This window comes from Streptomyces sp. NBC_01190 (genome assembly GCF_045039895.1).
GTDB lineage: Bacteria > Actinomycetota > Actinomycetes > Streptomycetales > Streptomycetaceae > Actinacidiphila.
Window position 1 is genome coordinate 2,863,709 of sequence record NZ_CP108580.1, and the last position, 13,722, is coordinate 2,877,430.

Genomic DNA, 13,722 nt, shown 5'->3' on the forward strand with positions numbered 1-13,722 from the left:
GTACCTCATTTGGTTCACCTTGTGCCGACTATGCTTCGGCCCATGCCTCTGAAGCTCACCGTCATCGGCACCGGATACCTGGGTGCCACCCACGCCGCCGCCATGGCCGAGTTGGGGTTCGAGGTGCTCGGGCTCGACATCGACCCCGGCAAGATCGAGATGCTCGCGCGCGGCAAGGTGCCGATGTACGAACCGGGTCTGGAAGACCTGCTCGCCCAGCACGTGGCGGGGATGGCCGGCTCCAGCGGGCGGCTGCGCTTCACCACCTCCTGGGAGGAGGTCGCCGAGTTCGGCGATGTCCACTTCGTGTGCGTCAACACCCCGCAGAAGCAGGGTGAGTACGCCTGCGACATGAGCCATGTGGAGAGCGCCTTCACCCAGTTGGCCCCGCATCTGCGGCGTCCGGCCCTCGTGGTCGGCAAGTCGACGGTTCCGGTGGGCAGCGCCTCCCGGCTCGCCGAACTCCTGCACCGGCTGGCGCCGGCCGGCCAGGACGCCGAGCTGGCCTGGAACCCGGAGTTCCTGCGGGAGGGCTTCGCGGTCGAGGACACCCTGCACCCGGACCGGATCGTGGTCGGTGTGGCCGGCGAGCGGGCCGAGGCGCGGCTGCGGGAGGTGTACGCGGGGCCCATCGCCGAGGGCACGCCCTTCGTGGTGGCGGACTACCCGACCGCCGAGCTGGTCAAGACCGCGGCCAACGCGTTCCTGGCCACCAAGATCTCCTTCATCAACGCGATGGCCGAGGTCAGCGAGGCGGCCGGCGGCGATGTCGCGACACTCGCGGAGGCGATCGGTTACGACGACCGGATCGGCCACAAGTTCCTGCGGGCCGGCATCGGCTTCGGCGGCGGCTGCCTGCCCAAGGACATCCGCGCCTTCATGGCCCGGGCCGGCGAACTGGGCGCCGACCAGGCGCTGACCTTCCTGCGCGAGGTCGACTCCATCAACATGCGCCGCCGCACCCACATGGTCGAGATGGCCCGTGAGGCGGTCGGCGGCGGTTTCCTCGGCCGCCGGATCGCGGTGCTGGGCGCCAGCTTCAAGCCGGACTCCGACGACGTACGCGACTCCCCCGCGCTCAACGTGGCCGGTCAGATCCACCTCCAGGGCGGCCAGGTGATGGTCTACGACCCCAAGGGCATGGAGAACGCGAAACGGCTCTTCCCCACCCTCGGCTACGCGCCCACCGCACTGGACGCGGTGCGGGGCGCGGACATAGTGCTGCATCTGACCGAGTGGCGGGAGTTCCGGGAACTGGACCCCGCCGCGCTGGGCGACGTGGCCGGCCGCCGGCACATCCTGGACGGGCGGAACGCGCTGGATCCGGCGCTGTGGCGCAAGGCGGGCTGGACGTACCGGGCGATGGGGCGGCCCGCTGCTTGACCCGGCCGGCCACGGCGCCTTCCTGACGCCTGATGCCTGAGGCGCGGGTGGGCGGGGTCGCGCGCGGGCGCACCGGGCGGGGACGTACCGACGGTGGACGTACGGGCTACCGGGACCTGGGCTTCGGCTCCCGCGCCGGCCGGCCGGCGGCCTGACCCCGGTGGTCGGCACCGCGGTCGGCGGCGCTGCGGCCGTCGGCGCCTCGGTGGTCGGCACCGCGGTCGGCGTCGTCGGCGAGGAAGGACTCCGCCTGCTCCACGGCCTCCCTGGCCGGCATCGCGCGGAAGACCCAGGTGCGGTAGGACCAGAAGCGGAAGAGGGTGGCCACCCCGATGCCGACGAACTTGAAGATGTTGCTCTGGATCCGGCTGTCCCAGTCGAAGCCATAGGTCGCCAGGTAGAGGACGCCGTTCTCGATGACCAGGCCGACCGCGCTGAAGAGCAGGAAGAGGCTGAGTTCCTTGGTGCGTCCGGCCCGGTCCCGGTCACGGTAGGTGAAATACCGGAAACCCACGTAGTTGAAGGCGATGGACACCACGGTGGCCAGGATGCTGGCCCGTACGGTCTGCAACCCGGTGTTGTTGCGCACCAGGTTGAACACGCCGATGTTCACCAGCACGCCCACCCCGCCGACGGCCCCGAACTTCGCGATCTCGCGGTACAGCAGGCGCACCCGGGAACGCATCGCGCGCAGTCCGCTCATCTGATCGCTGGGCCTGTCTGTGGAGGGCGGTTGCCTGGTGGAGAGCCGGACGGCCAGGTGCCCGGCAGGTGGTCGGCACGAGGCCGGAGGCACCTCATGCTAACCGCGTTGTGCGAAAATACGGCGATCGAGGGCCGTTATTCGTGCCGCCGCACGGCGGATATCCTGGAGGAGCCAGTTTCCGGGGCGATCCGCACGACAGGCCCCGCGTACCACGCGCGTATCTCCGGCAGGACACAACGTGACATTCCCCGTAGTCGGCATGGTCGGTGGCGGCCAGCTCGCCCGTATGACCCATGAGGCGGGCATTCCGCTCGGCGTCCGTTTCAGGATTCTCAGCGACGGTCCGCGGGATTCCGCCGCCCAGGTGGTGGCCGATGTGACCGTCGGTGACTATCGCGATCTGGACACACTGCGGGCCTTCGCGGCGGGGTGTGACGTGCTCACCTTCGACCACGAGCATGTGCCCACCGAGCATCTGCGCGCCCTGGAGGCGGACGGCGTGATCGTCCGGCCCGGCGCCGAGGCCCTGGTGCACGCCCAGGACAAGGGCGTCATGCGGACCCGGCTCGCGGTCATCGGGATCCCCTGCCCGCGCAACCGGATCGTCGCCGACCCCGCGGACGTCTCCCGGTTCGCGGCCGAGGTCGGCGGCTTCCCGGTCGTGCTCAAGACCGTACGCGGTGGATACGACGGCAAGGGCGTGTGGATCGTCCGGTCCGAGGCGGACGCCGCCGAGCCCTTCCGGGGCGAGGTGCCGGTGCTCGCCGAGGAGAAGGTGGACTTCGTCCGTGAACTGGCCGCCAACGTGGTGCGCTCGCCGCACGGCCAGGCGGTCGCCTATCCGGTGGTGGAATCCATCCAGGTGGACGGGGTGTGCGACACGGTGATCGCGCCCGCGCCCGGCCTGCCGGAGGAGCTGTCGGCGCGGGCCCAGGGGATGGCCCTGACCATCGCCGACGAGCTGGGGGTCGTCGGACATCTCGCGGTCGAGCTCTTCGAGACCGCCGACGGCCGGATCCTCGTCAACGAGCTGGCCATGCGCCCGCACAACAGCGGCCACTGGACCATGGACGGCGCCGCCACCTCGCAGTTCGCCAACCACCTGCGGGCGGTGCTCGACCTGCCGCTCGGCGACCCGCGGCCCCGCGCCCCCTGGACGGTGATGGCCAATGTGCTCGGCGGCGACTACCCCGACATGTACACCGCCTATCTGCACTGCATGGCCCGCGACCCGGGGCTGAAGATCCACATGTACGGCAAGGACGTCAAGCCGGGCCGCAAGGTCGGCCACGTCAACACCTACGGCGCCGACCTGGCCGAGGTGCGCGAGCGCGCCCGCCACGCGGCCGACTACCTGCGAGGAACGATCGATGAGTAGCACCCCGCCGGACGCGCCCGCGACCTCGCCGCTGGTCGGCATCGTGATGGGCTCGGACTCCGACTGGCCGGTGATGGAGGCGGCGGCGCAGGCGCTGGACGAGTTCGGCGTGCTCTTTGAGGTCGATGTGCTGTCCGCGCACCGCATGCCGCGGGAGATGATCACCTACGGTGAGCAGGCCGCCGACCGCGGTCTCAAGGCCATCGTGGCGGGCGCGGGCGGCGCGGCCCATCTGCCGGGGATGCTCGCCTCGGTCACCCCGCTGCCGGTGATCGGCGTACCGGTGCCGCTGAAGTACCTGGACGGGATGGACTCGCTGCTGTCGATCGTCCAGATGCCGGCCGGGGTGCCGGTCGCGACGGTCTCGGTCGGCGGGGCGCGCAACGCGGGGCTGCTCGCGGTCCGGATCCTGGCCGCGCACGACCCGGAACTGCTCGCCCGGATGCGGGAGTTCCAGGTGTCGCTGAACGAGCAGGCGCAGGAGAAGGGGAAGCGGCTGCGGGCGAAGGCGACCGGGGCGGCGGGGTTCGGCTTCGGCCGGTAGCGCTAGGGGCTGGTAGCGCAAGGGGCCGGTGGCGCGAGGAGGTTGTCCACAGGTCGGGTCGCGGCGGCCGCGGTTGTCCACAGGGTCGAACGCCGGGAGGCGCCCGGCTCAATACAGTGGTCGGCATGGACCTTCTGACGCACGCTCGCGATCTGCTCGCCGTCCACCCGGTCGTGGACGGGCACAACGACCTGCCGTGGGGCCTGCGCATGCAGGTGTCGTACGACCTCGACCGGCTGGACATCGCGGTCGACCAGACCGGCCGTACGCACACGGACATCCCCCGGCTGCGGGCCGGCGGGGTCGGCGGGCAGTTCTGGTCGGTGTACGTGCCGGCCGACCTGCCCACCGGCTCGGCCGTCACCGCGACGCTCGAGCAGATCGACGTGGTCCACCGGATGACCGAGCGGTACACCGACGACCTCCGGCTCGCGCTCACCGCCGACGATCTGGAGGCCGCCAGGTCGGAGGGCCGCATCGCCTCGCTGATGGGAGCGGAGGGCGGCCACTCCATCGACTGCTCGCTGGCCGTGCTGCGTCAGCTCTACGGGCTGGGTGTCCGCTATATGACCCTCACCCACAACTCCAACACCCCGTGGGCGGACTCCGCGACGGACGAGCCGGCCGCCCACGGCCTCACCGCCTTCGGCGAGGAGGTCGTCCGCGAGATGAACCGGCTGGGGATGCTGGTCGACCTCTCCCATGTGTCGGCGGACACCATGCGGCACGCCCTGCGGATCGCCGAGGCGCCGGTCCTCTTCTCCCACTCCTCGGCCCGCGCCGTCTGCGACCATGTCCGCAACATCCCGGACGACGTGCTGGCCCTCCTGCCGGCCAACGGCGGGGTCGCGATGGCCACCTTCGTGCCCAAGTTCATCCTCCCCGCCGCGATCGACTGGACGCTGGAAGCCGACGCCAACATGCGTGAGCACGGCTTCCATCCGCTCGACACCACGCCGGGGGCGATGACGGTCCAGCACGCCTTCGAGGCCGCGCGTCCCCGTCCGGCGGCGACCGTCGCCACCGTCGCCGACCACCTGGACCACATGCGCGAGGTGGCCGGTGTCTCGCACCTCGGCCTCGGCGGGGACTTCGACGGCACCGCCTTCACCCCCACCGGCCTCGGCGATGTCGCGGGCTACCCCAACCTGATCGCCGAGCTCCTGCGCCGCGGCTGGTCCGATTCCGACCTGGCCAAACTCACCTGGCAGAACGCGGTGCGGGTGTTGCGCGACGCGGAATCGGCAGCGGTGACGCTCCGGGCCAAGCGTGAACCGTCGACCGCGACCTTCACCGCACTGGACGGCTGAGGGTCCCGCGGCGACGGGGCCAAGCGGGAGCACGGCGCGACGGGCGCACGGGCGCACGAGCCTGCGGCAGCACGGCGCGCAGCAGCCCGGCCTCCCGGCGGCACAGGGGCACGGCGGCACGGCGGCACGGCCTCAGGTGATGATGTCGTCCGGCGGGGGCTGGCGCGGGGTGATCTCCTGGGCCAGGAAGAGGGCGAACACCGGTGGGCGCTGCTGGAGGAGTTCCAGCCGTCCGCCGTCCGCCTCGGCCAGGTCGCGGGCCACGGCGAGGCCGAGGCCGGTGGAGTTGCGGCCGCTGACCGTGCGCTCGAAGACCCGGGCGCCGAGGTCGGGGGGCACGCCGGGCCCGTCGTCCGAGACCTCCACCACCGCCTGGTTGCCGGTCACCCGGGTGTGCAGGGCGACCGTGCCGGCCCCGTGCATCAGGGAGTTCTCGATGAGGGTGGCCAGCACCTGGGCGACCGCGCCGGGGGTGCCGACCGCACGCAGCGAGCGGCCGCCGGAGAGCACCAGGGCGCGGCCCTCGGCCTGGTAGGCGGGGCGCCACTCCTCCACCTGCTGCCGGATCACCTCGTCGAGGTCGAAGTCGACGGCGGAGCCGGAGCGGGGGTCGCGGGAGTTGGTGAGCAGCCGCTGCACCACGTCGGTGAGCCGCTCGACCTGGCCGAGCGCGATGCTCGCCTCCTCCCGGACCGCCTCCTCGTCCTCCGCGGTGGCCACGATCTCCTCCAGCCGCATGGAGAGGGCGGTGAGCGGGGTGCGCAGTTGGTGTGAGGCGTCCGCGGCCAGCCGGCGCTCGGCGGTGAGCATCCGCCCGATCCGTTCGGCGCTGGCGTCCAGGACGTCGGCGATCCGGTCCAGTTCGGGCACGCCGTAGCGGCGGTGCCGGGGCCGGGGGTCGCCGGAGCCGAGGCGTTCGGCGGTCTCGGCGAGATCGGTGAGCGGGCTGGCCAGCCGCCGGGCCTGCCGTACGGCGAGGGCGACCGCGGCCAGTACCGCGAGCAGCGCGACGGCCAGGATCACCAGCAGGGTGCGGCCGATCTGCTGGCTGATGGTGGAGCGTGACTCCTCGACGGTGACGGATTCGCCCTCGTCACCGGTCTGGGTGGAGGTGATGACGCTGCCGCGCGGCTGTGTGCCGAGCCGTACCTCGGGGTGGTGGGGGACGCGCACCACCGCGAAGCGGCCCTCGGCGATCTGCCGGTCAAGCCCCTGGGCGTCGACCGGCTCACCGGCCAGCAGGCGGTTCTCCACGATGCCGACCAGCCGCACCGCCTCGGACTCCACCCCGTCCCGCGCGCTGCTCTCGATGGTCCTGGCCTCGACGATCACCAGGGAGATGCCGAAGACAGCGATCACGACGAGCACCACGGCGAGCGTGGAGGAGATCAGGCGACGGCGCATGGAGGTGCCGGTTCAGTTCTTCTCGAACCGGAAACCCACTCCGCGCACGGTGGAGATGAACCGCGGGTTGGCCGCGTCGTCACCGAGCTTCTTGCGCAGCCAGGAGATGTGCATGTCAAGGGTCTTGGTGGAGGACCACCAGGTGGTGTCCCACACCTCGCGCATGAGCTGCTCGCGGGTGACCACCCGGCCGGCGTCCCGGACCAGCACCCGCAGCAGGTCGAACTCCTTGGCGGTGAGCTGGAGTTCGTCGTCGCCCATCCAGGCGCGGTGCGACTCGACGTCGATCCGTACGCCGTGGGTGGACGGCTGGGTGGGCTCGGTGGTGCCCCGGCGGAGCAGAGCGCGGACCCGGGCGAGGAGTTCGGCGAGGCGGAAGGGCTTGGTGACGTAGTCGTCGGCGCCGGCGTCGAGGCCGACGACCGTGTCGACCTCGTCGGCGCGGGCGGTGAGCACCAGGACCGGAAAAGTGTGGCCTTCGACACGGATCCGGCGGCATACGTCGAGGCCGTCCATGTCGGGCAGGCCCAGGTCGAGCACCACCAGATCGACGGCGCCGAGCAGTGCCGTCTCCAGCGCGGTGGGTCCGTCCTCGCGCACCTCGACCTCGTAGCCCTCACGACGCAGTGCGCGTGCCAGTGGCTCCGAGATGGATGCGTCGTCCTCGGCGAGAAGTACGCGGGTCATGGGCTTGATGGTAGTCCGCACGAGAGCGTCCCGACTCGGTGGTACGTAGAGGGCTGCGCGCGGGATTGCCCGAGCGGGCGCGTTTTCAACCGATCGGACACGCTATGGCGCCCGCACCGAGTCCTTGCGGCCGCTAGGAGGGCGCGGCCATCTCCGCCCACACGGTCTTGCCGGGCTGGCCCTCGACGCGGGTGACCCCCCAGTCGAGACAGAGCCGCTGCACGATGAACATGCCGTGCCCACCGGGCCGGCCGGCGCGGTGCGGGGTGCGGGGCGCGGGCTCACCGGGGCCGCCGTCGACGACCTCCATCCGCAGCGCCTTGGGGTGGCGCCACAGCCGCAGCTCCTCGGGGCCGCCGGCGTGCAGGCAGGCGTTGGTCACCAGCTCGGACACCACCAGCAGTACGTCCTCGGCGGCGGCCCGGCGATCGGCGGTCGCGGCGGGCAGCCATCCCCAGTCACGGAGCGCCTCCCGCGTGAAGTCCCGTGCCAGGGGCACGACACCGCTTTCGCCGGAGAGCGCCAGTCGCCGCATGGGCTCGGGGGCCCGGGTGTCGACCTGGGGCACGCCCTCTGGGCCGGCCGGTTCCGGACCATGGTCGTCCGCGGCGTAGGGCCGGGCGGTGCTCATCAAGGCCTCACCTCACGGATGTCCAACTGTGATCCGACAGTCTTCTGCCCGGTCGATCTCCGGGAACACGTCCGGAGCGACGGCAATGCCCGTGTGCTCCGGCGCACAACACTCACGCCCGCCCCCGTCCGCACTCCGCTATTCCTGAAGCGCCTGATCGAGCGTGTCATGAATGGTGAAGACGGCCTCTGCCCCGGTGATCTCGAAGACCCGGGCGACCGTCGGCCGCATCGCCGCCAGATGCACCGCGCCGCCGATGGCCTCGACCCGCAACCGGGCTCCGAGCAGCACGTTCAAACCGGTGGAATCGCAGAACGCCAGGTTCGCGCAGTCGATCACCAGCCGGTTCACCCCCGCCTCGACGGCGTCGCCGAGCGGTCCGGCGAGCACCTCGGCGGTGTGGTGGTCCAGCTCTCCCGACGGCGTGAAGACCGCGGTATGGCCGACCTGCCTGACCTCAACCTGCAGCCTGCCGACGTCGGCCGTGCCGACCGCCTCGCGGTCCATGTGCGCTCCTTATGCATCCTCATGACGCGTGTATGACCCTACGCGTTCGGCGGCACCGACGGTAGTCGCCTCTTGTCCCGCTCCACGCCACCTCCCCCCGCAGAGCTTTACGCATCCTTTTCCCTGGCCGTGGATTGATTTCGGACTCATCCTCCCCTGACTTGCGACACGCCCCGAAAACGGGGTAGGGGTGGAGATACGGCATTGGCACGTCCGGGCACGTCCGACATCGAGCCAACCGCCGAAGCAAGGAGAGGGAGGAGCACATGGCACCCCAGCTCGGCCTGGATCAGCAGCAGGAACGGCTTGAGGGTCTCGCAGGGCTCCCGGAGATTCCCGCCTACGACGAGATCGGACCGGTCGACGCGCGCGCCCTGTCCAAGACGCTCTTCGCCCGCCTCCGCACGCTGGAGGAGGGCACCCCCGAGTACGCGTACGTCCGCAACACGCTGGTGGAGCTCAACCTGGCGCTGGTGAAGTTCGCGGCGTCCCGGTTCCGCACCCGCAGCGAGCCGATGGAAGACATCATCCAGGTCGGTACGATCGGCCTGATCAAGGCGATCGACCGGTTCGAGCTCAGCCGCGAGGTGGAGTTCCCCACCTTCGCGATGCCGACCATCGTCGGGGAGATCAAGCGTTTCTTCCGTGACACCAGCTGGTCGGTGCGGGTACCGCGGCGACTCCAGGAGCTGCGGCTCGATCTCGCCAAGGCCGGCGACGAGCTGGCCCAGGAGTTCGACCGGACGCCGACCGTGCGGGAGCTGGCCGAGAAGCTCGACCTGCCCGAGCACGAGATCATCGAGGGGATGGCGGCGAGCAACGCCTACACCGCGAGTTCGCTGGACGCCCAGCCCGCCGAGGACGACCCGGAAGGGGCACTGGCGGACCGGATCGGGTACGACGACCACGATCTGGAGGGCGTTGAGTACGTCGAGTCGCTGAAGCCGCTGATCGCGAGTCTCTCCTCGCGTGACCGGGAGATCCTCTCGCTCCGCTTCGTCGGCAACCTGACCCAGTCCGAGATCGGTGAGGAGCTGGGCATCTCCCAGATGCACGTCTCCCGGCTGCTGACCCGCACGCTCTCCCGGCTGCGGCGGGGACTGCTGGTCGACGAGTAGGTCGACGAGTAGGGGGCCGTCCACCGGCCGGGCCCGGCCGACTCTCCGGCGATCTTACGGGGCCCGGTGGACGAGCCGCCCCGCCTGCCATACGGCCGCTGTCAGGGGCACGCCGGGGCGGTAGGCGAGGTGGACATGGCTGGGAGCCTCCAGCAGGTGCAGATCGGCGCGCGCGCCCGCGGTGACCGTACCGATGTCGGTACGGCGCAGGGCGCGCGCGCCGCCGTACGTGGCCGCGTACACCGCCTCGTCAGGGGTCATCCGCATGTCCCGGACGGCGACCGCGACGCAGAACGGCATCGACGTGGTGAAGGACGAGCCCGGATTGCAGTCGGTCGACAGGGCGACGGTGGCGCCCGCGTCGAGCAGCCGGCGGGCGTCCGGGTAGACGGCCCGGGTGGAGAACTCCGCGCCCGGCAGCAGCGTGGCGACCGTGGTGTCCGCGCCGCCCGCCAGGGCGTCGACGTCCGCCTCGGTGAGGTGGGTGCAGTGGTCGGCGGAGGCGGCGCCGAGTTCCACAGCGAGCAGCACGCCGGGCCCGGGTCCCAGCTGGTTGGCGTGCACGCGTGGGATCAGGCCCCGCTCACGGCCGGCGGTGAGGACGGCGCGCGCCTGGTCGCCGTCGAAGGCGCCCCGCTCGCAGAAGACGTCGACCCAGCGGGCGTACGGGGCGCAGGCGGCCAGCATGTCCCCGGTCACCAGGTCCACGTAGCCGGCCGGATCGTCGGCGAACTCGGGAGCCACCACATGGGCGCCGAGGAAGGTGACCTCTTCGGTGTGTCCGGCGGCGATCCGCAACGCCCGGGCCTCGTCGTGGACGGTGAGGCCGTAGCCGGACTTGGTCTCCATGGTGGTGGTGCCCTGGCGTGCGGCCTCGGCCAGGTGCCGGGCGACGTTCGCGGACAGTTCGGCGTCGGAGGCGGCGCGGGTCGCGGCGACCGTGGTGCGGATGCCGCCCGCGGTGTACGGGCGGCCGGTCATCCGGGCGGCGAACTCGGCGGTGCGGTCACCGGCGAAGACGAGATGTGCGTGCGAGTCGACGAAGCCGGGGAGCAGGGCCCGGCCGGCCGCGTCGAACCGGTTGTCAGTGGGGGGTGCTTTGCTGGTCGCACCGGTCCAGACGATCCGGTCGCCGTCGATGACGACCGCCGCGTCCTGGATCAGACCGAGGGGATTGCCGGGAGCGGAGCGGGAGGGATCGTTGGTGACCAGGCTGCCGATGTTGGTGATGACGGTACTGCTCGGCTGCGCCGCCGGGACAGGGCGCGTGGCCGGCGCGGTGGGCGTCGTCGGGACCGGCCGGGTGGCCGAGGTGGGCGGCGTGGCCGAGGGGGCCTGGTGGCTCGGCATGCTCGGCGCGGGGGTCATCCTCGGCACGGCCTTCGCTTTCCTTGGACGGCGGTCGGTTCGGGGGTTCTTCGCGGGCGGTGGGGCCGAAGTCAGCGGCGGACGGCGGCGATCGCCCTGGCCAGGGCGCCGGGGACGTCCTCGACAAGCTGGTGGCGGCCGTCGCGGACGATCTGCCGGCCGGCCACCACGGTGTGCCGGACATCCGCCCCGGTCGCCGCGAATACGGCCGTCGCGGCGCCCGACCGGGGCGCGGGTCCGGCGGTGCGGACCGAGTCCAGCGCGATCGTGGTGAAGTCGGCGAGCGCGCCTGCCACGAGTCGACCGGCGTCGGTCCACCCCAGGCTCGCGTGGCCGTCCTCGGTGGCGGCCCGGAGCAGTTCCGCCGCTGTCCAGTGGCCGCGGGTCCGGCTGCGGAGCCGTTCGTTCAGCTCCATCGCGCGGGCCTCCTCGAAGAGGTCGATCACCGCGTGGCTGTCGCTGCCCAGGCTCAGCGGGCAGCCGGCCCGCCGTAGTCGGGGAGCCGGGCCGATCCCGTCGGCCAGATCCCGCTCGGTGGTGGGGCACATGCAGACGGTGCTGCCCGCGTCGCCGAGCAGGGCGATGTCCTCGGCGGTGAGGTGGGTGGCGTGCACGGCGGTGGTGTGCGGGCCCCAGAAACCGGAGTCGGCCAGCAGGCGGGTGGGGGTCCGGCCGTGGAAGGCCAGGGACGCCTCGTTCTCCGCGGGCTGCTCGGAGAGGTGGACGTGGGTGGGCGCACCGGCGGTCCAGGAGGCGAAGGCGGCGTAGTCGTCCCGGTCGGCGAAGGCCCGTACCGAGTGCAGCGCGGCGCCGATCCTGCTGTGCCCGCCGCCCTTGAGCAGCGACCAGCGGTCGTGCCAGCGGTCGGCGGTGCCGTCGCCGAAGCGGGTCTGGGTGCCTTCGAGCGGCTGATAGCCGTCGCGGGTGAGGCCGCCGCGCAGGTAGGCGGTGTCGAGCAGGGTGATGCGCAGGCCCGCCTCGGCGGCGGCGGCGATCAGTGCCTCGCCCATCGCGTTGGGGTTGTCGTACGGGGTCCCGCCGCGCTGGTGGTGCAGATAGTGGAATTCGCCGACGCAGGTGATGCCGGCCAGCGCCATCTCGGCGTACACCGCGCGGGCGAGGGCGAAGTAGCTGTCCGGGGTGAGGTTCCGCGCCACCTCGTACATGACGTCGCGCCAGGTCCAGAAGGAGTCGGTCACCGACGGCCCGCCGTCCGCGGGGGCGCCGCCCTGGGCGGTGCCGCGCAGGGCGCGGTGGAAGGCGTGGCTGTGGGCGTTGGCGAGGCCGGGCAGGGTGAGGCCGCGCAGCACCGTCGCGCCGGGCGGTGGCGCCTGCACGCCGGTGCGGAGCTGGGCGATGCGGCCGTCGGTGACGGTCAGGGCGACGCCCGGCTCCACCCGGGTGCCGAGCCAGGCGTGCTCCAGCCAGTACGTCACCCGCACGCCAGCCCCTCCAGTACGTCGGCCAGTGCGGTCACGCCCGCGACGCAGTCGTCCTCGGCCGCGGACTCCGCCGGGGAGTGCGAGACGCCGGTGGGGTTCCGTACGAACAGCATGGCGGTGGGCACGGCCGCGGAGAGGATTCCCGCGTCGTGTCCCGCGCCGGTGGGCAGCACGGGCACCGGGGTCCCGCGGCCCGCCGCGGCCGGGTCGAGCAGCGCGGTGAGGCGGTCGCGCAGGTCGTGGGCGAACTCCACCACGGGGGTGAAGGATTCGCGGACCACCCGGACGTCCACGCCGTCGCGGGCGCCGTGCTCCCGGGCGGCCGCTTCGACGGCCGCGACGAGTCCGGCGAGGGTCTCCTCGTCGGCGGCGCGGGAGTCGAGCCAGCCGCGGACGAGGGAGGCGATGGCGTTGACCCCGTTGGGCTCCACGCCGACCTTGCCGAAGGTGGCGAGCGCCCCCGCCAGCCGCGCCTTCTCGCGGGCGGCGAGCACGGTGTGGGCGTAGGTGAGCATCGGGTCGTGCCGGTCGTCGAGACGGGTGGTGCCGGCGTGGTTGGCCTCGCCGCGGAAATCGAACCGCCAGCGGCCGTGCGGCCAGATCGCGGAGGCGACGCCGACCGGGGCGCTCTGGAGGTCGAGGGCGCGGCCCTGTTCGACATGGAGTTCGACGAAGGCGTCGATGCGGGCGAGGCGTTCGGGATCGGCGCCGATGGCCGCCGGGTCGTACCCGGCCCGTTCCATGGCGGCGGCCAGCGTGACGCCGTCGCCGTCGCGCAGTTCCCTGGCGTCTTCCGGGCCGAGTTGACCGGCGGTCAGCCGGGAGCCGACGCAGGCGAGGCCGAAGCGGGCGCCCTCCTCGTCGCCGAAGTTGACGACGGCGAGCGGCTTGCGGGGTACGGCGCCCCGGTCGCGGAGTTCGTCCAGGGCGGCGAAGGCGGAGACGACACCGAGCGGGCCGTCGTAGGCGCCCCCGTCGGGCACCGAGTCCAGGTGGGAGCCCGTGACGACGGCCTGTCCCGCCGTCGGATCCCCGAGCCAGGCCCACTGGTTGCCGTTGCGGTCGATCTCGTAGGCCAGGCCCCGGTCCGCGGCCTGTGCGCGGAACCAGGCGCGGCAGTCGCCGTCGGCCGGGGTCCAGGCGTAGCGCCGGTAGCCGCCCGAGCGCGCGTCGCGGCCGAGCGGCAGCAGGTCCCGCCACATCTCGTGGAAGCCGGCCGGCCGGGAGGGCGGGGCCTCGCCCGC

At 72.3% G+C, this 13,722-nt stretch carries 13 protein-coding genes; 5 read left to right on the top strand and 8 right to left on the bottom strand.

Annotation, left to right across the window (positions count from 1 at the left end; genetic code table 11):
* Window positions 1-42: 42 nt before the first annotated feature.
* A complete protein-coding gene (locus OG519_RS11935) occupies window positions 43-1,383 on the top strand; it encodes a UDP-glucose dehydrogenase family protein (protein WP_405582333.1) in 1,341 nt (446 codons plus the stop codon).
* 106 nt (window positions 1,384-1,489) lie between these two features.
* Here the strand turns inward: OG519_RS11935 and OG519_RS11940 are convergent, their stop codons facing one another.
* Window positions 1,490-2,086: a GtrA family protein gene (locus tag OG519_RS11940; protein ID WP_405582336.1), complete on the bottom strand. Its 597-nt coding sequence runs from the start codon at window positions 2,084-2,086 to the stop codon at window positions 1,490-1,492.
* 139 nt (window positions 2,087-2,225) lie between these two features.
* On the opposite strand from OG519_RS11940, the gene OG519_RS11945 reads away from it, so the two are divergent.
* The 3 genes from OG519_RS11945 to OG519_RS11955 all read left to right on the top strand — a co-directional run bounded on the left by OG519_RS11945 (window position 2,226) and on the right by OG519_RS11955 (window position 5,321).
* Window positions 2,226-3,467: a 5-(carboxyamino)imidazole ribonucleotide synthase gene (locus tag OG519_RS11945; protein WP_405592659.1), complete on the top strand. Its 1,242-nt coding sequence runs from the start codon at window positions 2,226-2,228 to the stop codon at window positions 3,465-3,467.
* Window positions 3,460-4,011: a 5-(carboxyamino)imidazole ribonucleotide mutase gene (gene purE / locus OG519_RS11950; RefSeq protein ID WP_405582339.1), complete on the top strand. Its 552-nt coding sequence runs from the start codon at window positions 3,460-3,462 to the stop codon at window positions 4,009-4,011. The genes OG519_RS11945 and purE overlap by 8 nt, the downstream gene beginning before the upstream one ends.
* Before the next feature lie 125 nt (window positions 4,012-4,136).
* Window positions 4,137-5,321 (top strand): dipeptidase, encoded by a 1,185-nt coding sequence (locus OG519_RS11955; RefSeq protein WP_405582341.1) that lies wholly within the window; start codon window positions 4,137-4,139, stop codon window positions 5,319-5,321.
* 132 nt (window positions 5,322-5,453) lie between these two features.
* On the opposite strand, the gene OG519_RS11960 is transcribed toward OG519_RS11955, so the two are convergent.
* The 4 genes from OG519_RS11960 to OG519_RS11975 form a co-directional block, all read right to left on the bottom strand.
* The gene (locus tag OG519_RS11960; RefSeq protein ID WP_405582343.1) at window positions 5,454-6,725 is read right to left on the bottom strand and encodes an ATP-binding protein; all 1,272 of its coding nucleotides are present in this window, start codon (window positions 6,723-6,725) and stop codon (window positions 5,454-5,456) included.
* Between the two features lie 12 nt (window positions 6,726-6,737).
* Window positions 6,738-7,412, bottom strand: coding sequence for a response regulator transcription factor (locus OG519_RS11965; protein ID WP_405582345.1), 675 nt, complete (start codon window positions 7,410-7,412; stop codon window positions 6,738-6,740).
* A gap of 133 nt (window positions 7,413-7,545) precedes the next feature.
* Window positions 7,546-8,043, bottom strand: a complete 498-nt coding sequence (locus OG519_RS11970; protein WP_405582347.1) for an ATP-binding protein — start codon at window positions 8,041-8,043, stop codon at window positions 7,546-7,548.
* A 138-nt stretch (window positions 8,044-8,181) separates the two neighbouring features.
* On the bottom strand, window positions 8,182-8,550 hold the full coding sequence (locus OG519_RS11975; protein WP_405582350.1) for an STAS domain-containing protein: 369 nt from the start codon (window positions 8,548-8,550) through the stop codon (window positions 8,182-8,184).
* 266 nt (window positions 8,551-8,816) lie between these two features.
* Here OG519_RS11975 and OG519_RS11980 point away from each other — a divergent pair, with 266 nt between their 5' ends.
* On the top strand, window positions 8,817-9,668 hold the full coding sequence (locus OG519_RS11980) for an RNA polymerase sigma factor SigF (protein WP_405582353.1): 852 nt from the start codon (window positions 8,817-8,819) through the stop codon (window positions 9,666-9,668).
* Window positions 9,669-9,722: 54 nt separating this feature from the next.
* Here the strand turns inward: OG519_RS11980 and hutI are convergent, their stop codons facing one another.
* From hutI to OG519_RS11995, 3 genes are all read right to left on the bottom strand, one after another.
* Window positions 9,723-11,036: an imidazolonepropionase gene (hutI, locus tag OG519_RS11985; protein WP_405592661.1), complete on the bottom strand. Its 1,314-nt coding sequence runs from the start codon at window positions 11,034-11,036 to the stop codon at window positions 9,723-9,725.
* A 71-nt stretch (window positions 11,037-11,107) separates the two neighbouring features.
* Window positions 11,108-12,478, bottom strand: coding sequence for a formimidoylglutamate deiminase (locus OG519_RS11990; protein ID WP_405582355.1), 1,371 nt, complete (start codon window positions 12,476-12,478; stop codon window positions 11,108-11,110).
* Window positions 12,469-13,680: an allantoate amidohydrolase gene (locus OG519_RS11995; protein ID WP_405592663.1), complete on the bottom strand. Its 1,212-nt coding sequence runs from the start codon at window positions 13,678-13,680 to the stop codon at window positions 12,469-12,471. The genes OG519_RS11990 and OG519_RS11995 overlap by 10 nt, the downstream gene beginning before the upstream one ends.
* Window positions 13,681-13,722: the final 42 nt, after the last annotated feature.